Genomic DNA, 19480 nt, shown 5'->3' with positions numbered 1-19480 from the left:
CGTCATGACTTGACGAGCGTTCCGATCTTCTCACCGGACACCGCCCGAGCGATATTCCCCTCGGTCAGCAGATTGAACACCATGATCGGCATCTGGTTGTCCATACACAGGCTGAAGGCCGTTGCGTCGGCCACCTTCAGCTCCTGTTCGATGACCTCGCGGTGCGTGATCTGCGTGTACATCGTCGCGTTCGGGTCGAGGTTCGGGTCCGCGGTGAACACACCGTCGACGGCCTTGGCCATCAGCACCACCTCGGCGCCGATCTCGAGGGCGCGCTGCGCCGCGGTCGTGTCGGTGGAGAAGTACGGCATGCCCATGCCGGCGCCGAAGATCACGACGCGTCCCTTCTCGAGGTGACGCTGGGCGCGCAGCGGAATGTACGGTTCCGCCACCTGGCCCATGGTGATCGCCGTCTGCACGCGGCTGTCGATGCCCTCTTTCTCCAGGAAGTCCTGCAGAGCAAGGCAATTCATGACAGTGCCGAGCATGCCCATGTAGTCGGAACGCGCGCGGTCCAATCCTCGCTGCTGTAGTTCCGCACCACGGAAGAAGTTGCCGCCACCGATGACCACCGCCACCTGCACCCCGGAGCGCACGACCTCGGCGATCTGCTCGGCAACCTTGGTCACCACGTCGGGGTCGAGACCGACCTTGCCACCACCGAACATTTCTCCGCCGAGTTTGAGAAGGACCCGATGGAATCCCGTACGTTCGTTGGCTGGTTCGGACATTGCTCTCCTCAGTTCCACAGCACTCGTCGATTTCGACAGCGGCCGAGCGCACCCACGCGTCTCCTCGGCCCATTCAGACGGCCATCCTCATCCTGCCTCATCAGGACGGTGGCGGTATACGTAGGCCCCGCCGGGCGAGCGCACTCGTCCGACGGGGCCATACGGTTCACACGACTAGCTCGAAGCACCGACCTCGAAGCGCACGAAGCGCTTGATGGTCACGCCGGCCTCGTCGAGGATCGCCTTGACGGACTTCTTGGAGTCCTGCACCGAGGACTGCTCGGTCAGCACGACGTCCTTGAAGTAGCCGTTGACGCGGCCTTCGATGATCTTCGGCAGAGCCTGCTCCGGCTTGCCCTCGGCGCGCGCGGTCTCCTCGGCGATGTGACGCTCGTTGGCGACGATGTCCTCGGGAACCTCGTCGCGCGTGACGTACTTGGCCTTGAGCGCCGCGACCTGCATGGCGGCGCCGCGAGCGGCCTCCGCGGCAGCGTCACCCTCACCGGTGTACTCGACGAGCACGCCGACGGCGGGCGGCAGGTCGGCGCTGCGCTTGTGCAGGTAGACCGCGACCGGCCCGTCGAAGGAGGCGATCTTGCTCAGGACGAGCTTCTCGCCGATCTTCGCGGACTGCTCCTGGATGACGGTGTCGACCGTCTTGCCGTCGAGTTCGAGCGCCTTGAGGGCGTCGACGTCGGCGGGCTTCGCTGCCGCGGCGACCGTGACGATCGACTCGGCGAGCTTCAGGAAGTCCTCGTTCTTCGCGACGAAGTCCGTCTCGCAGTCGAGCTCGAGCAGGACGCCGTCCTTCGAAACGACCAGGCCCTCGGCCGTGGTGCGCTCGGCACGCTTGCCCACGTCCTTGGCGCCCTTGATGCGCAGCTGCTCGACAGCCTTGTCGAAGTCACCCTCGGCCTCAGCGAGAGCGTTCTTGCAGGCCATCATTCCGGAGCCGGTGAGCTCGCGGAGCCGCTTGACGTCAGCGGCGGTGTAGTTCGCCATGGTGAGCGAGCCTCCTCATATGTCTGTTGGGACGTAAGTCAGGGTAGTACTCGGGGCAGACCGTGAAACGGCCCTGACCAAAGATCTCTTGGTCAGGGCCGTGTGCATCGGATCAGGCCTCGGTGGAGGGAGCCTCTGCTGCGGGGGCCTCGGCAGCCGGAGCCGCCTGTGCCTCAGCTGCGGGAGCGGCCTCTGCTGCGGGCGCTGCCTGCGAGAGCAGTTCCTGCTCCCACTCGGCGAGGGGTTCACCGGCGCCGGCCTCGGGCTTCGCGTCCTTGTCGGAGCTCAGTCCGGCACGGGCCTGCACGCCCTCGGCCACCGCGGAAGCGACGACCTTGGTGAGCAGGGCGGCGCTGCGGATGGCGTCGTCGTTGCCCGGGATCGGGTAGTCGACGAGGTCGGGGTCGCAGTTGGTGTCCAGGATCGCGATGACCGGGATGTTCAGCTTGCGGGCCTCGGCAACCGCCAGGTGCTCCTTGTTGGTGTCGACGACCCACACCGCGGAGGGAACCTTGGCCATGTCGCGGATACCACCGAGGGTGCGGTCCAGCTTGGTCATCTCACGCGTGAGCATGAGGATTTCCTTCTTGGTGCGACCCTCGAAACCACCGGTCTGCTCCATCGCCTCGAGCTCCTTGAGGCGGAGAAGACGCTTGTGGACGGTGGTGAAGTTGGTGAGCATGCCGCCGAGCCAACGCTGGTTGACGTAGGGCATCCCGACGCGAGTGGCCTCGGCCGCGATGGACTCCTGGGCCTGCTTCTTGGTGCCGACGAAGAGGACGGTGCCGCCGTGGGCAACGGTCTCCTTGACGAATTCGTACGCCTTGTCGATGTACGTCAGCGTCTGCTGCAGGTCGATGATGTAGATGCCGTTGCGGTCGGTGAAGATGAACCGCTTCATCTTCGGGTTCCAGCGACGGGTCTGGTGGCCGAAGTGCGTGCCGCTGTCCAGCAGCTGCTTCATTGTTACGACAGCCATGGCTGTGTATCTCTCTTTCATTGCCGGTTGATGCCGAACGTCGGTGACGTTCCGCCCTGGCGCCCGTGAACCGTCGGACTCACATCGAAATGCGAGACCAGCCGACGATCCGTACACTGCGCGGACGCGCGAAGTCGGACTGTGCGAACACAGACCGCTCGATCAGTGTACGGCCTCCACGCCCTCCGCCCTAACCGCCCCGTCACACCACGGCCGACCGTGCAAGGGTTTCGCGAAATCTGTGGACAAAGCGCTCTCGATCCACAGATTCTTCCCGGCTGCCCTCGGCGTCCCGAACGTGCGGGATCGTCGGACCATGACGAGGTTCGGAACGACGCTGCGGGCGCTCGCGGCGACAGCCACGGCCGCCACCGTGCTGGCCGCGGCCACCCTCCTCACACCGCCCGCCGACGCCGCGCCGACCGGCGACTTCGACTGGCCCCTGCACCCGCGGCCGCGGGTGGTGCGGGCGTTCGACAATCCCGAGCACGACTGGCTTCCCGGCCATCGCGGCGTGGATCTTGGTGGCGTGCCCGACGAGGCGGTGCTGTCCGCGGGGGCTGGTGTGGTGGTGTTCGCAGGCACGGTCGCGGGCAAGCCCGTCGTCTCCGTCGACCACCCGGGCGGTCTGCGCACCACGTACGAACCGGTGACCGCCCGGGTCGCCCCCGGACTGCGTGTCGGCCGCGGCACCGTCCTCGGCACCCTCGAACCCGGTCATCCTGGCTGCATCACCCCCGTCGCCGCGTGCCTGCACTGGGGTCTGCGCCGCGACCGTGACTACCTCGACCCGCTCGGACTGGTCCGGGTGGCGCCGGTACGGCTCGAACCTGTCGGCGGCTAGCGCCACTCGGCGACAGCGTGTCTGCCCGCCGACTCCGGGAAGTCGTCCGCGACCATCGCGGCGAGTTCGACGAACGCTTTGCGCGTCGCGGGACGCAGCAGGTCCAGATCCACGACCGAGCCCTCGGCGAGGTGCTCGTCGAACGGCACCACCTTCACCGCACGGCACCGGGCTAGAAAGTGATTGGTCAGTTCCGTCATGTCGATCATGCTCGAGCCGGGCCGGGCGGCGCTGATCACGACGACGGTGCGGGACACGAGGTGCCCGTACCCGTGGTGCTGCAGCCAGTCCAGCGTGGCGGCGGCACTGCGGGCGCCGTCGATGGCCGGCGAACTCACCAGCACCAGGGAATTGGCCAGTTGCAGAACGCCGTTCATCGCCGAATGCATGATGCCCGTGCCGCAGTCGGTGAGGATGATGTTGTAGTACACCTGCAGGATGTCGATGACCCGCCGGTAGTCGTCCTCGCTGAACGCCTCGGAGATCGCCGGGTCCTGCTCGCTCGCGAGCACCTCGAGGCGGCTCGGCGCCTGCGACGTGTGAGCTCGGACGTCCGAGTAGCGCCGGATGTCCGGTTCCGCCGCTATAAGGTCGCGGACGGTCGAATGTGTCTGCAGGGGCACCCGTTGCGCGAGCGTCCCGAAGTCGGGGTTGGCGTCGACGGCGACCACGCAGTCGCCGCGCAGCGACGCGAACGTCGATCCGAGCCCGATCGTGGTCGTCGTCTTCCCGACACCGCCCTTCAAGGACAGGAACGCGATGCGATAGTCCCCCTGGATCGGCTGCCGGATCCGGTCGAGGAGCGCCGCGTCACGAGCCTCCCCCGACGACTCCCCCGGATTCACCGTTCCCCCGGTGAGCCGGTGCAGTCCGCGCCGCCAACCCCGGCTCGGCGCCTGGCGCGCCCGCTTCAGGAGCGCATCCGCCACCAGATCCTGATTGGTGACCTGATGCTGACTCGGTGCGGGAGCGGGATCGTCCCACGACTGCTGCACCCACGGATCCGCTGCGGCTTCGCCCACCGGGGCGCCGCCACCGTCGTTCAGCCAGGACGGCTGCGGTCGAGTCAAGTTTTCGCGGTCCACTGTTCCCCCGGGATGATGCAGAAACAACTGCAGATTCGTGGGGCGACGCTACCAAACCGGGCCAGGCCCGGGGATGCGCCTGATCGTGCACCGTACGCAGCCTCGACACGGACACGTCGGGCCGGGTGTACTCCTCGAGTATCAGCTCCACCGGTGCCGGCATGTCGTTGCGCATCGAGGCGACAGTCGACTCGGTCGGGACAGGAATCGAGCAGCACCGCCGCTAGAGTTCTTTTGTGCAACGAACGATCTCCATCCCGATGTTGTGTGTCCTGGCGTTACTGTCCGCGATCGCCCCACTGGCCACCGACATGTATCTCCCCGGTCTCCCCGTGATGACGGAGAGCCTGAACACCTCGGCGCCGAGCGTGCAGCTGACGTTGACCACGTTCATGGCCGGGCTCGGGATCGGCCAGCTCGTGGTCGGACCGTTGTCGGACGGCCTCGGGCGGCGGCGCCTGCTGATCGGCGCCACCGTCGTGACGACACTCGCCGCAATGGCCTGCGCCGTGTCCCCGACCGTCGAAATCCTCATCACTGCACGACTTTTCCAGGGGCTCAGCGGTGGTGCCGCGATCGTGCTAGCCCGTGCCTGCATCGCCGATCGTGCCCGCGGCGACAACGCCGCCCGGCTCTTCAGCATCATGATGATCATCGGCGGGGTCGCACCGGTGGTGGCGCCGCTGCTCGGCGGTGCCCTGCTCGGACCCGTCGGCTGGCGAGGAATCTTCTGGGTGCTCACGGCCGCCGGGGTCGTGATGTTCGCCGGCGTGCTGATCCTGGTTCCGGAGACGCTGCCCGAGGAGAACCGACACGGCGGCGGCCTCGCGGCCCTGGTGCACAACCTGCGGTATGTGGTCGGCAACCGCGTGTACCTCGGCTATGCGTTCGCGTTCATGTTCGGATTCGTCGCGCTCTTCTCGTACATCTCCGCGTCGCCGTTCGTCGTGCAGAACGTGCTCGGTTTCAGCCCGGGGCAGTTCTCCGTGGTCTTCGCCGTCAATGCAGCGGGCATGGTGACTGCGGCGATCGTGAACACCAGGCTCGTGGGCACGTTCCATGCCCGGCAGCTGCTGGGTTTCGGGGTGACGCTACTCCTGGCCGCGGGGGTCGTCCTGCTGCTCGCCGCGACGTTGCCGGCCGCGCCGCCGTGGTGGGCGATTCTCGTTCCGCTGTTCGTCTCGGTGTCGAGCATCGGTTTCGTGATGGGCAACGCGACGGCACTGGCTCAGGGTGAGGTGACCAAGGCGTCCGGCACCGGATCCGCACTCCTCGGGGCCGGCCAGTTCGGGCTCGCCGCGGTGGTCTCACCGCTCGTCGGCATCGCCGGACCCGACACGGCCGTGCCGATGGCGGTGGCAATCCCCGCCGCCGGCGTCGTGGCGATGACGTCGCTGCTGGTGCTGACGCGGCGGACGCATACGTCGTAGCGTCCGCCGCATCGGGTCACGCATCGGGTCAGCGGGAGGCACCCTCGCTCGCGGCGAGTTCGGACTTCCACACTCGGAAGCCCTCCTCCGTGCGGCCGCGGCGCCAGTATCCGGAGATCGACGCATCCGCCGCGGGGACGCCCCGCTCGTTGCGCACGTACGAGCGGAGGTTGTGCATCACGGCCTGCGCCTCACCGTGAACGAACACCTGCGCGCGGCCGGGCAGCCATTCGGTGTCGCGGACCGCCGCGACGAGGGGGGCGTTGTCTCCCGACGCCTCGTCCCCGATCCGGTCCGCCGTGTCGCCCCGGTGGATCCACGTGACGTCGACGCCCGTGGGCGCGTCGAAGGGAATCTCGTCGTCCGGCCCGGCGACCTCGATGATCACACTCCCCACCGCCGACGCGTCGAGTTTCCCGACGGACGCCGAGATGGCGGGGATCGCGGTCTCGTCGCCCGCGAGCAGGTACCAGTCGGCCGCCGGGTCCGGCGCGAACGCCCCTCCGGGGCCGCGCAGTGTCAACACGTCACCGGCGGCCGCGGACGCGGCCCACGGGCCGGCGACACCGGCGTCACCGTGGACGACGAAGTCGATGGCGATCTCACGCGTCACCGGGTCCACGGACCGGATCGTGTAGGTGCGCAGGACCGGCGCTTCGGGGCTTCCGAATTCGAGTTTCGCGTACGCGTCGGTGAAGGCGTTGGGAACGAAGCTGTCGAATCCCGGGTCGCCGAGGACTACCCGCACCATGTGCGGGGTCAGCCATTCGGTCCGGAGCACGGTCAGGGTCGCAGTCGGTTTTGCCACAGGCATCTCTCCAATGAACTCAAGTTGGTTAGCGTTACCTAACCACGGTACAGGAGGGGCTGCCGGCGGCGGTCGGAGCCGTTTACGAGCCGGATGCGATCAACAGGCTCAATACCTGCGCGACGAAGTTCCGCCACAAGTCCTCGGCTGACCCCATATCTCACTCCTCACGTGACGTATCCCATTCCAGAGACGTTTCTACTCCACCTCGGCGCCGATCGGCCGGTTCGACTCGCCCCGAGGCAGGCCGGCATGCGACGAACAGCCGGATCCGCGACACCCTTCGGTCCTTGCCTATATTGGCGACAGCCGATATAAAGGGAGTTGTGCATGCGTTCGACGTACTCGGCGACCCCGTTCGGCGGCGGATCATGGAACTCCTGTCGGCGGGCGAACTCTCGGCCGGTCAGGTGACCGAGGTCGCAGCAGCGGAGTTCGGAATCTCACAGCCGACGGTGTCCGGGCACCTGCGGGTGCTCCGGGAGAACGGGTTCGCCACCGTCCGGCGGGAAGGCACCAGACGTCTCTACGCGGTCGAGCCGGCGCCGCTGCAGGAAGTGGATCGATGGCTCGACGGGTTCCGGCGGTTCTGGAGCCAGCCGCTCGACGCGCTGGCCACCGAACTCGCCCGCGGGAGTCGTCAGAATCCCCGGCCGAGCCGAGCCGCACACCCCAACTCATCGACAGAAGGAGACCGACTGTGAACGAGATCGCCGGTCAGGACACCAGCCTGACGACAGTGCAGCGGAGCATGGGCAACCGGGAGATCGCCGAGGGTGCAGCGCGAACGGCAGTGCTCAGGCGACGGTACGACGCTCCGATCGACGAAGTCTGGAATGCCATCACGACCCCGGACCGCGTCGACCGCTTCTTCCTCCCGCTCAGCGGCGACCTGCGCGCGGGTGGTTCCTTCGCACTTCAGGGCCAGGCCAGTGGGGAGATCCTGGCCTGCGACGCCCCGCATCTGCTGCGGCTGCAGTGGACTCCTCCCGGCGACCGGGGTTACAGCGACCAGGTCGAGGTCCGGCTGACCGCCGACGGTCCGGATGCGACGTGGCTGGAGTTGGAACACGCCTCCGTCGCGGACGTCTTCCGGAACGATCCGGACACGGGCTGCTACGGCGTCGGAACGGGCTGGGAAGGTCCCCTGCACTATCTCGGCGAGTACCTGCGAGGCGTCCTGCCGGACCGCCCCAGCACCGAGTGGTACACCTTCGACGAAGCCGAGGAACTGCGCCTCGCCAACTACCGCGGAAGGGAGTGGGCGAAGGTCGAGGCACAGTACGCGCGAAGCACCGGCGACGCCTGAGAACGCACCGGGTCGCCCGCCCCCGGACCTGCCCCGTCTCACCGCTGCCGCGACCATCCCGTGTCGTCGACGCCGACGAAGCCCTCCATCTCCAGCAGCGGGAGCACGGCGCGGACCTGATCCACCGCGACCCCCGACAGTTCGGACAGTTCCCGGACCCCGCGCGGTCCGGCGGCCGGCAACGCCTCGTACACCAGCAGGGCGTCCCCCGACAGCGCGTCGAGATCGCGGACCACCTCGGGGCCTTCCCGCAGCCCGATCGGCCCGGCCTCCTCCACGACGTCACCGGCATTCGCGACCAACCGCGCCTCACCCTCCCGAATCATCCGATTGCATCCGGTCGACGACGCCGACGTCACCGGACCGGGCACCGCCATCACCGGACGCCCCAGTTTGCGCGCCCAGCTCACGGTGTTCCTGGCGCCGCTGCGCCAGCCCGCCTCCACCACGACCACCCCGTCGGACAGGCTCGCCACCAACCGGTTCCGCGCCAGGAACCGATGTTTCGCGGGAGTTGTGCCCGGCGCGTACTCGCTGATCACCGCACCGTTCTGCGCGATTTGCCGCAACAGGCGCGCATGCCCCGACGGGTATGCGCGATCCACGCCACACGCGAGCACCGCCACCGTCAGGCCACCGACGCCCAGCGCCGCACGATGCGCGGCGCCGTCGACCCCGAACGCCGCGCCCGACACGATCGTCCACCCGTCGACGGCGAGATCACCCGCGATCTCCGCCGTCACGTGCTCGCCGTACCCACTCGCCGCCCGTGTCCCCACGATCGAGATCGCCCGATCGGTGAGTTCGGCCACCGGGCGCGATCCGAGCACCCACAACGCCAGGGGCGGACCCTCGTCCCGCGACCGCGACAGAGTCCCGAAACCGAGGAGCCGCCACTGCGGCCACTCGTCGTCGTCCGGTGTCACGAGCCGGCCACCCATCGCCGCCACCAGTTCGAGATCCTGTGCTGCCGTGTCCACGTGGGCACGGGCGACCGTGCGCTCCCCCAGCACGTCCGACAGATCCCTCTCCCGCACCGCCCGCGCAGCCTCCTGCGGCCCCACCTCCTCTGCGAGCCGCGACAGCGCCGGACACGGCCCCTGCACCACCTTCGACAGATACGCCCACGCCAGTCGGCGCGGATCGGAAACTCCACTCGGATCGCTTGCATCACTTCGAATTTCCACCGTCATTGAAAACTCCGATCACGAAATCCCAGCGCGGTGACCACCTGCTCCGGCCCCGGCATGTCCAGCCCTGCCAGATCACTCACCGTCCATGCCACTCGCAGCGCGCGATCGGCCCCTCGGGCGGTGATCAGCCCCTTGCGCAGCGCGCGCTCCACCGGCGCCAGTGCCGGGCGCGCCAACCGGAACTTCTGCCGCAGGGCCGGGCCCGGCACCTCCGCGTTGGTGCGCCACCCGTAGTCGCTCCACCGCTCGCCGGCCGCGGCTCGCGCCTGGGCCACCCGCTGCCGGACGTCCTCGGTGCTCTCGCCGACGTCGTCGATGAACGCCCCGGTCGCGACGGCCTGCATCCGCACACGAAGGTCCACGCGGTCCATCAGAGGTCCCGACAACTTCCCGAGATAGCGTCGCCGGGCGGTCGGCGCGCACACGCAGTCCGCCTCCCGCGGCGGCGCGCACGGGCACGGATTGGCCGCGAGGATCAGCTGGAAACGCGCCGGGTAGCGGGCCACCCCGTCCCGTCGTGCGATCCGCACCTCCCCGTCCTCGAGTGGGGTCCGCAGAGCCTCGAGCACCTTGGTTCCGATCTCGGCGCACTCGTCGAGAAACAGCACCCCGCGGTGGGCGCGACTGACCGCACCGGGCTTCGCGACGCCGCTGCCGCCGCCGACGAGCGCACTCACCGACGCGGTGTGGTGGGGTGCGATGAACGGCGGCACGTCGATGAGGGGGCGCTCGGGTGGCAGGAGCCCCGCCACCGAGTGGATTGCCGTCACCTCGAGCGACTCGGTCTCGGTGAGCGGCGGCAGAACCCCCGGAAGACGTTGCGCCAGCATTGTTTTCCCGACGCCGGGTGGGCCGGTGAGCATGAGGTGGTGTGCTCCCGCCGCGGCGACCTCGACGGCCCATCGTGCCTCCGCCTGACCCACCACCTCGCTCAGATCGGCACGCACCGGTTGCGCGGCCCACTGCGCCGGCTCGGGGTACTCGAGATCACGCTCCTCCCGCATCCACGCGATCGCCGCCCGCAGATCGTGCGCGCCGAGCACCTCGACGCCGCCGACGAGCCCCGCCTCGGGCAGTGACTGCACCGGGACCACCACCGTCGCCCAGCCCGCGTTCTTCGCTGCGAGCACCGCGGGCAGGATCCCGCGCACCGACCGCAGCCGCCCGTCCAGCGCCAGTTCGCCGAGCAGAACGGTCTCGCGCAACCGCTGCCGCTTCACCTGCTTGGCCGCATCGAGCACGGCGGCGACGAGCGCCAGGTCGTACACCGAACCGACCTTCGGCAGCGTCGCGGGCGACAACGCGAGAATCACCTTCGAATCCGGCCACTCCTCGCCGGAATTCGCGACCGCGGCCCTGATCCGATCGCGAGCCTCCGACAGCGCGGTGTCGGGCAGCCCGACCAGATGCACCGCGGGAAGCCCACGGCCGATGTCGGCCTCGATCTCGACCAGCTGACCGTCGACCCCGGTCACCGCCACCGAATGCGCGCGTCCCAGCGCCATCAGAACGCATCCCGGACGTGTTCGATCTGGGGCTGCGGGCCGTGCCCGATCATGATCGCGACGACGTCGAAGCGCACCCGCGACCAGTGCCGGCTCGACTCCCGCAGCCATTCCACCGCCAGCAGACGGATCCGTCGCTGTTTGGAGAACGTCACCGCCTCGGCGGGAGTGCCGTATCCCAGGCCGCGCCGTGTCTTCACCTCGACGAAGACGAGCCAGTCCCCCTCCGCCGCAATGAGATCGACCTCACCGTATCGGGATCGCCAGTTGCGGTCGATGATCTCCATGCCCGCCTCGGTGAGGTACCGGGCGGCCAGATCCTCTCCATGTGCACCCAGCGCGAGATTGTGCGCCACAGCAGCCTCCACCCCGTCCCGCGGCGGCCCACCGATGCGAACCGCGCCTCTCGCACCACCGTGGCCCACTCGGATTACGGAAGAAGTGCTCGAGCTGGGCAAACGATTTGGGATGTGGATGGATCACACGTTGTGGACAACTCGGCATCTCGCGGCGACGGCTCACGGGAAAACCCCTGGCCAGTGCTGTCAAGCCGGTAATCGAGGGTCAGCCGACCGCCGGCATCCAGCGGCGTGCGAGACCGGCCACCCATTCGGCGGCCGCACCGGGATCCTCGGGTGGTGATTCGACGAGGACGAGTTCGTCGACTCCCGCGCCGGCCAGGGCGCCGACGTGGGACGGGTCGACTTCGCGCAGGGCAACGGACAGTCGCAAGTCGGCGGGATCGCGGCCCGAGTCCCGGCACAGTGCGCGGATCGCCTCGATCCGTTCGGCTACGGCGTCGACGCCGTCCAGGTTGAAGCCGTACCAGCCGTCGCCCCACGCCGCGACCCGGCGGAGCGCGGCATTGCTGTTGCCGCCGAGGACGATCGGAATCCGGCGGTCGCGCACGGGTTTCGGGTTCACCCGAATCGAATCGAAGTGGACGAACTCGCCGTCGAATGTCGCGACGTCGTCACTCCACAGTGTGCGCATCGCGGCGACGTATTCGGCGGTGCGCTCGCCGCGGCGCTCGAACGGAATGCCGAGCGCAGCGAATTCTTCCCTGGACCAGCCGATGCCGACGCCGAGGGTCAGCCTGCCACCGCTCATCAGATCCAGCGTCGCCGCCTGTTTGGCCATGAGCACGGGATTGTGTTCGGGTAACAGCACTATCCCGGTGGCGATGCCGATCGTGCGAGTGGCCGCCGCGGCGAAGCTCAGCCCGACCATCGGGTCGAGCCAATCCGCGACCGCGGGGACGGCGATCTTCCCGTCATCCGCGTACGGATACCGCGACGCCGGCCGGTCGACCATCACGACGTGTTCGCCGGCCCACAGCGTGGCGAATCCGCTGCTCTCGGCGGCTACGGCGACCGCGTCGATCACGGCGCGGCGAGCGCCGGTGCCGATTCCGAGGGCGTGCAACCCGAGGCGCATCGGCCGATCGTCTCACAGTTGCCCGGCCGGAGTCCCCGGTTCCGGGACGCACGACTCACCTATCCGCGCACGTCGAGGCTCCTGGCGTAATGCTCCTTGAACACTTCGAGGTGCGTCCAGGTCTCCAGGGCCACCACCCCGGTGATCGTCCGGATGTGCTCGGCGAGGGCGTAGAGGTCACCCGACGAGTCGGCGGCGACGGTGCCGATCAGGTCGAATCTGCCGAGTGACCGCGCCAGGAATTCGATACCCGGCAAGGCCTCGATCTGCGCGCAGGTTTCACGATCCCGCGATCCGAGGTTCACGCCGATGCCCATGGCGAGGGTCCGGCCGCCACCCCGCCGCCGTACGACGGCACCGACGCGCAACGCGGTGCTGTCGATCAGATGGTTCACCCGGTTCCGCGCCGCGCTGGGCGAGAGTCCGGTGCGCTCGGCGAGTTCGAGAAACGGCATCCGGCCGTTTCGTTCCAGCAACTCGATGAGCGCGACGTCCTTCGAGTCCAGTCGCACATCGGCCCGTAATGCGCTCTTGGGCATGAAGATTCCCTTGACGACCTCGGCGTAGAACAGCGTGTTGACGGTGCGGACACCGGGCACCTCGCGGATCGCGGCGATGGCGTCGTAGAGGTCCCGCCTGCCGGGGACACGCAGTTCGGCGATGATGTTGTACTGCCCGCTGACCGCGGAAATGTAGACGGCGGCCTCCGCCGCACAGAGCGCCGCCGCCACCGGGTTCACCGGCCCCGAGACGGCGACCGACACGTGCGCCATCGCCTCGAGGCCCAGCAACTCGGGATGGGCGACGGCGACGATGCTGACCGTGCCGGTGTCGAGCAACGCCTGGACGCGCGCGGACACGGCGGCACGCGGCGCGCCGACGGTCGCGGCGAGTTCGCGGTAGGTCGCTCGACCGTTCGCCTGCAACGCTGCGATGAGTTTGGAATCCAGTTCGACACTCATGAGACCCCGAATTTTCTCGATTTTCTTTCTGCACCGACGACAGATGAGAAGAATCGCATGGATCGTCGTATTCTGCGAATCGGTGCGAATCTGCTCCGATTTTCGAACACATTCACCGTAGACCGCGCGGTACGGAACTTTGATGCATTGCACCGCCCCTGGTCGGGGCGTAATTTCCCTCGCAGCCGGAACGTGACCCACACCACCATCTCGAAGGATCCCCATGCGCAAGCTGTTTCACCACGAGGCGTCGCCCCTCGACGCCACCGCCACCGTCTTCACCGGTGGCACGCTCCGCACCGTGGACGCCGACACCGAAGGCGCCGAGGCCTTCCTCGTCTTCGGTAATCGGTTCGCCGCCGTCGGCACCGTCGCGGAATGTCGTGAGGAGGCGCGGCGGATCGGTACCCGGACCGCCGATGTCATCGACCTCGCCGGGGCGACCGTCGTACCCGGGTTCGTCGATCCGCATGCGCACCCCCTGATGTACGGCCAGATGCTCAGCTGGGTGGACTGCGGCCCCGAGAAGGCGCGCAGCATTCCGGAGATCGTCGCGCTGCTGCAGGAGGCGGCCCGGAACCAGCCCGCCGGGATCCCGGTGCGCGGGTACGGGTACGAGCACCGCAACCTGGTCGAGGGCAGGCACCCCACGAAAGAGGAACTCGATCAGGTCGGTACCGACCGCGAGGTGTACCTGATGAACGCCAGCGGCCACGGCGGCGTCGTCAACACGTTCACCCTGGAACTCCACGACGTCACGCGCGAGACCCCCAATCCGCCCGGCGGCGAGTTCTTCCGCGACGCGGACGGCGAACTGACCGGCGAGCTGTCCGACGCCGCGTGCAACATCCTCACCGGCGTGAACGGGGTGAAGGTCGGCCACCACGGGCCGAACTTCCACCTCGAGGACGAACCCGAGGAACATCTGCGGCAGCTCTCCGTGGCGCAGGAGAAGTTCCTGGAGGGCGGCGTCACCACGATCGGCGACTGCCAGGTGACCCGGCGCGAGTTCGACATGTACCTGCGCCTGGCGGAGCAGGGACGGCTCGAGACCCGCGTGAGCATGTACCTGCTCAGCCACCTGCTCGATCATGCGCTCGACACCGGATTGCACGGCGCGTTCGGCAACTCGCGCCTCGCGTTCGGCGGGATCAAGTTCTACGCCGACGGCACGCTCGGCGGCTGGACCGCGTACTTCCCCGACGGGTACGTGGGCGACCCGTGCCGGACCGGTCAGCTCTATCACGAACCCGCCGACTATGCGGCGCTGATCGCGAAGGCACACGCGGCCGGCCTGCAGACCGCGACGCACGCGCAGTCACCGACCGCGATCGACATGGTCCTCGACGCCATAGATGCTGCGCAGAACGCGCGTCCCGACGCCGACGCCCGCCACCGCATCGAGCACTGCGGGTTGCCGACCCCCGAACAGATCACCCGGATGCACGCGCTCGGTGTGTACCCCGTCAACCAGCCACAGCACTACTACAACTGGGGCGAGGGCGTGACCGCCGCCATCGGCACCCCGGGCGAGCGGTTCAATCCGCTGGGCGAATTCGTCGAAGCCGACGTGCCGGTCACGATCAGTTCCGACGCACCCGTCGCCGAGCCCAAACCTCTCGAAGCCATCCAGGCCGCCGTCACCCGCATCACCCGCCAGGGCCATCAGCTCGGCTCGAACGCGTTGCGGCTGACGGCCACCCAGGCTCTCACCGCGCACACGCTGAACGGCGCCCGCGCACTCGGACGGGAATCCGAACTGGGCAGCATCTCCCCCGGCAAACGCGCCGATTTCGTCGTCCTCGGCGCCGACCCGCTCACCGTCGATCCGCACACCATCGCCGACATCGAGGTCCGGGAAACGTGGATCGACGGCGAATTGGCGCATTCCACCCGCAGCGACCTATTCTCGACCACTGCAACCACCGAGGATCAGTCATGAGTCACGACACCCAGATCGCCAAGGCCCGCAAGGCGGGTTTCGCGGCCTTCGTCGGCACCACCATCGAGTGGTACGACTTCTACGTGTACGCCACGGCGGCGGCACTGGTGTTCGGTGAGATCTTCTTCCCCTCCGACACCGACCGCCTGACCGGCATCGCGGCCGCGTTCGCGACCTACGCGGTGGGATTCTTCGCCCGCCCACTCGGCGGCATCGTCTTCGGGCACGTCGGCGACCGGCTCGGCAGGCGGACCGCACTGGTCGTGACACTCACCCTGATGGGCGCGGGCACGTTCCTGATCGGCGCGCTGCCGACGTACGCGCAGATCGGATTCTGGGCACCGCTGCTGTTGGTGGTCCTGCGATTCGTGCAGGGCTTCGCGGTGGGCGGCGAATGGGGCGGTGCCGTCCTGATGGCCGTCGAACACGCACCCGAGGACAAGAAGACGTTCTACGGCGGATTCGCGCAGCTCGGCAACCCCGCGGGCGCGCTGCTCGCCACCGGCTTCTTCAGCGTCCTCTCGACCTTCGGGGACGACGCGCTGCGCGACTGGGCGTGGCGGCTGCCGTTCCTGTGCTCGGCGCTGCTGGTCGGTGTCGGACTGCTGGTGCGACTGAAGGTGGAGGAATCGCCCGTCTTCGAATCCGAGGTGCACACGGCGACCGAACCCGAAGCGCTCCCGCTGAAGTACGCCCTCGTCACCAACTGGCGCCCGATCCTGCTCGGCATGGGCATCCTGCCGGTCGCGGTGGGTGGCTACTACCTGGTGACGACGTTCATCACGGCCTACGCCACCGACCCGGACGTCGGACTGTCCGAGACGCTGATCCTCAACGCGCTCAGCGTCGCCGCGGTGGTGGAACTGATCGCCACGCTCGGAGTCGCCTGGCTCGGCGACAAGGTCGGCCGGATCCGCGTCGTGATCTACGGACTGCTGGCGGTCGCGGTGCTCGCGGCGCCGCAGTTCCTGGTGCTGAAGTCCGGCTCGGTCGCCCTGATCTTCGTGACCTTCGCCGTCATGCGGCTGGTCCTGGCCGCGACCTACGGTCCGATCGCGGCGGTGTTGTCGCAGATGTTCCGACCGCAGGCCCGGTACACCAGCATTTCCCTCGCCTATCAGGGTGCGGGCGCGCTGTTCGGTGGACTGTCGCCGTTGGTCTCGACGCTCATGTATCAGGCCACCGGCAGCGTGTGGCCGGTGATCGGACTCCTGATCGGCATGTGCGCCGTCAGCATTCTCTGCCTGCTCGTGGCGCCGCAGCACGTCGATCGTGTGGACGAAGACACGTCCGTCACGTCGCGTCGCGGTCCGAATTCACCGGAGACGCATCCGCTGTCGTCGAGGTGAGTCCGGCGTCGTCGAGTGCACGCCCGGTGAGCACACGGCCCAGTTCGATCATCTCGGCAGCGCGATGGAAGTCGAGACTGCGGCACGCATTCCGCGGGACCCGGACGTGCACGTCCGGTGGATACGCGGCGAGCTGGTACCGGGCCAGCGTCGCCTGCATCACGTCGAGCGAACGGTTCATCACCGCGAACCGGCTGAACTTCGGGACGGCCACCGCGGTCCCCTCCACCACGGGCTGATCGCCGGTCAACTGGCCGTCCGGCTCCTCCGACGGATCCGGTTCGGTGTGCGCGGCTCCGAACCGTCCGACCACCGACCGCACGATGTCCAGGTCACGCAGCTGCGCGGCGCTGCGGCGGAAGCGTGCCATCCATTCGTCCACCGGCCGCGAGTCCGCACTGACGTTTTCGGGGGCCGGCGAACGGCCGTCCCGATCCTCGGCGCCCAGGCTGATCCCGACGGTCAGGTCGGCGCTCACCGAAACGAGCGGGGCCATCGGCAACGGGTCGAGGATGCCACCGTCGGCGAGGACCCTGCCGTTGAGCACGTACGGCGTGATAACCCCGGGGATGGCGATCGACGCGCGGATCGCGGCGTCGACCGGGCCGCGCTGGAACCACACCGACCGGCCGGCCGCGAGATCGGTGGCCACGGCGGTGTACGGGACGGGAAGATCCTCGATGCGGATGTCGCCGAGGATCTCCCGGACCCGGTGCAGGATCTTCTCGGCGTGGATGGCGCCCGGCGCCGATACCGACAGGTCGAGAAGCCGCACGACGTCGAGCTGTGTCAGACCGATCGCCCAGCGGGTGAAGTCGTCGAGCGTGCCCGCGGCGTGGAGGCCACCCACGAGGGCACCCATCGACGACCCTGCGACACCGACGATCTCGAATCCGCGCTCCTCGAGTACCTGGATTGCGCCGATGTGGGCGTACCCCCGCGCGCCGCCACTCCCCAGAGCCAGCGCGACGCGCCTCGGTCCGGTCATCGGATGATCGTACGCGGCCGGGAACTGCGGTCCGTCAGGACAGACCGTTGTCCGGCAGCCGCAGGTCCGGCTTGTCGAGTTCCTCGATGTTCACGTCCTTGAACGTGATGACGCGGACGTACTTGACGAACCGCGCGGGACGGTACATGTCCCACACCCAGGCGTCGGACATGCGCAGCTCGAAGTAGATCTCGCCGTCCGCGTTGTGCGGCAGCAGTTCCACCGAGTTGGCCAGATAGAACCGGCGCTCGGTCTCCACGACATAGGAGAACTGACCGACGATGTCCCGATACTCGCGGTAGAGCGACAGCTCCATCTCGGTTTCGTACTTCTCGAGATCCTCGGCACTCATCGGTCTCGGAGTCCTCCTGCTCTGGTGTGAATTGTCATCATCTCGCACTTCCGGAACTGTTATCCACTCGGTGTAGCAGCGCCGCCACATTCGACCACGAGCGGCGGTGCTCCGGGCACGGGCCCAGCACCTCGAGCGCCGCCAGGTGGGCGGGCGTGTTGTACCCCTTGTGGATCGCGAAACCGTAACCCGGATGTGTCTCGTCCATCGCGACCATCACCCGATCCCGCGACACCTTGGCCAGGACACTCGCCGCCGCGATGCATGCCGCCGCGGCATCGCCTCCGATCACCGGCAGCGACGGGGCCGGGAGCCCCGGGACGCGGAAGCCGTCGGTGAGAACGTAGCCGGGGGTCGTCGTCAGGCCGGCGACCGCACGCCGCATTCCCTCGATGTTGGCGACGTGGACCCCCATGCGGTCGACTTCGTCGGCCGGGAAGGACACCACGCTCCACGCCACTGCCAGGCGGGTGATGGCCGGGAACAGCTCTTCCCGGGTGCGTTCGGTGAGCTTCTTCGAATCGTCGAGCCGCGCCAGCGCCGGATACGGCTTCGGTGCGAGCACACACGCCGCCACGACGAGCGGGCCCGCACACGCGCCCCGGCCGGCCTCGTCGACACCGGCCACCGGGCCGAGTCCGCTGCGGACCAGGGCCGACTCCATCGTCCGCAGACCGGACGACCTGCGAATGACGATGCGTGGAGGCCAGGAAGTCACTTGCCCTGGATATCGGGTGAACTGATCGTGCCCATTCGCGACGGCGGCAACGCGATGAAGACCGCCTTGCCGATCACGTTGTCGAGCGGGATGGTGCCTTGCATGTCGTCGCCGACGTGGTAGCGGGAGTCCGCGGAGTTGCTGCGGTTGTCGCCCATCACCCACAGGTGCCCCTCGGGGACGGTGACGGGACCGAAGCAGCGCGCCGACTTCAGCGCCGTGTCGCAGGCCTGGGAGCCGGGGACGAAGGGGAAGTCCATGACGACGTAGGGCTCGTCGATCGGTTGTCCGTCCACCAGGATGCGGCCCTGGTCGTCGCAGCATTCGACGGTCTGACCGCCGGTGGCGATCACACGCTTGACGAGGTCGTTCTCGTCCGGCGGGACGAGTCCGACGAGGGAACCGACTTCCTGCGCACCGCGGATCACCACGTTGGAGGAACGGGTGGAGACGAAATCCTGTGACCACGAGTCGGGCCCGCGGAACACGATGACGTCACCGGGTTGCGGGTCCCCGAAACGGTAGCCGATCTTCTCGACCACGATGCGGTCGCCGGTGCAGCCCGCGCACCCGTGCAGCGTCGGTTCCATCGACTCCGACGGAATGAGATACACGCGGGCGACGAACGTCTGCAGCAGGAAACTCAGGACGAGCGCGACCAGGATCAGGATCGGCAACTCGCGGAGGAAGGAGCGGGGTTTCTTCTCGGTCTCCGCCGCACCGCCGTTCACTGCGGAGGTGGCGGCCGAATCGCCGGTGGTCTCGGATTCCGACGACAATGCCCGCTCCTTCGAAGAATCTGTCACGAAATCAGATTAGCCCGGCACCGCGAGTACGCAGTGCCGG

20 protein-coding genes are annotated in these 19480 nt (G+C 68.1%); 6 read left to right on the top strand and 14 right to left on the bottom strand.

Annotation, left to right across the window (positions count from 1 at the left end; translation table 11 throughout):
• Positions 1–2: 2 nt before the first annotated feature.
• From pyrH to rpsB, 3 genes are all read right to left on the bottom strand, one after another.
• Entirely contained in the window at positions 3–731 is a 729-nt protein-coding gene (gene pyrH / locus ROP_RS32845) for a UMP kinase (RefSeq protein WP_015890300.1), read from the bottom strand.
• Between the two features lie 174 nt (positions 732–905).
• The gene (tsf, locus tag ROP_RS32840) at positions 906–1733 is read right to left on the bottom strand and encodes a translation elongation factor Ts (RefSeq protein WP_005259342.1); all 828 of its coding nucleotides are present in this window, start codon (positions 1731–1733) and stop codon (positions 906–908) included.
• A gap of 112 nt (positions 1734–1845) precedes the next feature.
• On the bottom strand, positions 1846–2712 hold the full coding sequence (gene rpsB / locus ROP_RS32835; protein ID WP_015890299.1) for a 30S ribosomal protein S2: 867 nt from the start codon (positions 2710–2712) through the stop codon (positions 1846–1848).
• Between the two features lie 241 nt (positions 2713–2953).
• Here rpsB and ROP_RS32830 point away from each other — a divergent pair, with 241 nt between their 5' ends.
• On the top strand, positions 2954–3556 hold the full coding sequence (locus ROP_RS32830; RefSeq protein WP_015890298.1) for a M23 family metallopeptidase: 603 nt from the start codon (positions 2954–2956) through the stop codon (positions 3554–3556).
• On the opposite strand, the gene ROP_RS32825 is transcribed toward ROP_RS32830, so the two are convergent.
• Complete coding sequence (locus ROP_RS32825; protein WP_043825838.1) at positions 3553–4578, bottom strand: MinD/ParA family ATP-binding protein; 1026 nt, start codon at positions 4576–4578, stop codon at positions 3553–3555. The genes ROP_RS32830 and ROP_RS32825 overlap by 4 nt on opposite strands.
• A 323-nt stretch (positions 4579–4901) precedes the next feature.
• Here ROP_RS32825 and ROP_RS32820 point away from each other — a divergent pair, with 323 nt between their 5' ends.
• A complete protein-coding gene (locus tag ROP_RS32820) occupies positions 4902–6071 on the top strand; it encodes a multidrug effflux MFS transporter (RefSeq protein WP_043826925.1) in 1170 nt (389 codons plus the stop codon).
• A gap of 28 nt (positions 6072–6099) precedes the next feature.
• Here the strand turns inward: ROP_RS32820 and ROP_RS32815 are convergent, their stop codons facing one another.
• Positions 6100–6879: a siderophore-interacting protein gene (locus ROP_RS32815; RefSeq protein ID WP_043825837.1), complete on the bottom strand. Its 780-nt coding sequence runs from the start codon at positions 6877–6879 to the stop codon at positions 6100–6102.
• Positions 6880–7205: 326 nt separating this feature from the next.
• Between ROP_RS32815 and ROP_RS32810 the strand changes: the two genes are divergently transcribed.
• A complete protein-coding gene (locus ROP_RS32810) occupies positions 7206–7583 on the top strand; it encodes an ArsR/SmtB family transcription factor (protein WP_015890294.1) in 378 nt (125 codons plus the stop codon).
• Positions 7580–8188, top strand: coding sequence for an SRPBCC domain-containing protein (locus ROP_RS32805; protein ID WP_015890293.1), 609 nt, complete (start codon positions 7580–7582; stop codon positions 8186–8188). The genes ROP_RS32810 and ROP_RS32805 overlap by 4 nt, the downstream gene beginning before the upstream one ends.
• 38 nt (positions 8189–8226) lie before the next feature.
• Here the strand turns inward: ROP_RS32805 and dprA are convergent, their stop codons facing one another.
• The 5 genes from dprA to ROP_RS32780 form a co-directional block, all read right to left on the bottom strand.
• Entirely contained in the window at positions 8227–9381 is a 1155-nt protein-coding gene (dprA, locus tag ROP_RS32800) for a DNA-processing protein DprA (RefSeq protein ID WP_015890292.1), read from the bottom strand.
• Positions 9378–10886, bottom strand: coding sequence for a YifB family Mg chelatase-like AAA ATPase (locus ROP_RS32795; protein ID WP_015890291.1), 1509 nt, complete (start codon positions 10884–10886; stop codon positions 9378–9380). The genes dprA and ROP_RS32795 overlap by 4 nt, the downstream gene beginning before the upstream one ends.
• Positions 10886–11242: a YraN family protein gene (locus ROP_RS32790; RefSeq protein ID WP_015890290.1), complete on the bottom strand. Its 357-nt coding sequence runs from the start codon at positions 11240–11242 to the stop codon at positions 10886–10888. The genes ROP_RS32795 and ROP_RS32790 overlap by 1 nt, the downstream gene beginning before the upstream one ends.
• 208 nt (positions 11243–11450) lie before the next feature.
• Entirely contained in the window at positions 11451–12323 is an 873-nt protein-coding gene (locus ROP_RS32785; RefSeq protein ID WP_015890289.1) for an LLM class F420-dependent oxidoreductase, read from the bottom strand.
• Between the two features lie 59 nt (positions 12324–12382).
• Positions 12383–13285, bottom strand: a complete 903-nt coding sequence (locus ROP_RS32780; protein WP_015890288.1) for an Lrp/AsnC family transcriptional regulator — start codon at positions 13283–13285, stop codon at positions 12383–12385.
• 223 nt (positions 13286–13508) lie between these two features.
• On the opposite strand from ROP_RS32780, the gene ROP_RS32775 reads away from it, so the two are divergent.
• Together ROP_RS32775 and ROP_RS32770 are read left to right on the top strand one after the other, a co-directional pair.
• Positions 13509–15227, top strand: coding sequence for an amidohydrolase (locus ROP_RS32775; RefSeq protein ID WP_015890287.1), 1719 nt, complete (start codon positions 13509–13511; stop codon positions 15225–15227).
• On the top strand, positions 15224–16576 hold the full coding sequence (locus ROP_RS32770; protein WP_015890286.1) for an MFS transporter: 1353 nt from the start codon (positions 15224–15226) through the stop codon (positions 16574–16576). The genes ROP_RS32775 and ROP_RS32770 overlap by 4 nt, the downstream gene beginning before the upstream one ends.
• Here ROP_RS32770 and ROP_RS32765 read toward each other — a convergent pair.
• Genes ROP_RS32765 through lepB form a run of 4 tightly spaced genes read right to left on the bottom strand, consistent with a single transcriptional unit; the run spans position 16521 to position 19413 of the window.
• The gene (locus ROP_RS32765; protein WP_015890285.1) at positions 16521–17564 is read right to left on the bottom strand and encodes a patatin-like phospholipase family protein; all 1044 of its coding nucleotides are present in this window, start codon (positions 17562–17564) and stop codon (positions 16521–16523) included. The genes ROP_RS32770 and ROP_RS32765 overlap by 56 nt on opposite strands.
• A gap of 34 nt (positions 17565–17598) precedes the next feature.
• Complete coding sequence (locus ROP_RS32760) at positions 17599–17916, bottom strand: DUF2469 domain-containing protein (protein WP_005240496.1); 318 nt, start codon at positions 17914–17916, stop codon at positions 17599–17601.
• A gap of 37 nt (positions 17917–17953) precedes the next feature.
• Positions 17954–18634, bottom strand: a complete 681-nt coding sequence (locus tag ROP_RS32755; protein ID WP_015890284.1) for a ribonuclease HII — start codon at positions 18632–18634, stop codon at positions 17954–17956.
• Entirely contained in the window at positions 18631–19413 is a 783-nt protein-coding gene (gene lepB / locus ROP_RS32750; RefSeq protein ID WP_043825831.1) for a signal peptidase I, read from the bottom strand. The genes ROP_RS32755 and lepB overlap by 4 nt, the downstream gene beginning before the upstream one ends.
• Between the last annotated feature and the right edge of the window lie 67 nt (positions 19414–19480).

It is taken from the genome of Rhodococcus opacus B4 (assembly GCF_000010805.1).
In the GTDB taxonomy this organism is placed as follows: domain Bacteria; phylum Actinomycetota; class Actinomycetes; order Mycobacteriales; family Mycobacteriaceae; genus Rhodococcus_F; species Rhodococcus_F opacus_C.
The sequence above is the reverse complement of the archived record's forward strand: the minus strand, read 5'-3'. Positions and strand labels throughout refer to the sequence as shown.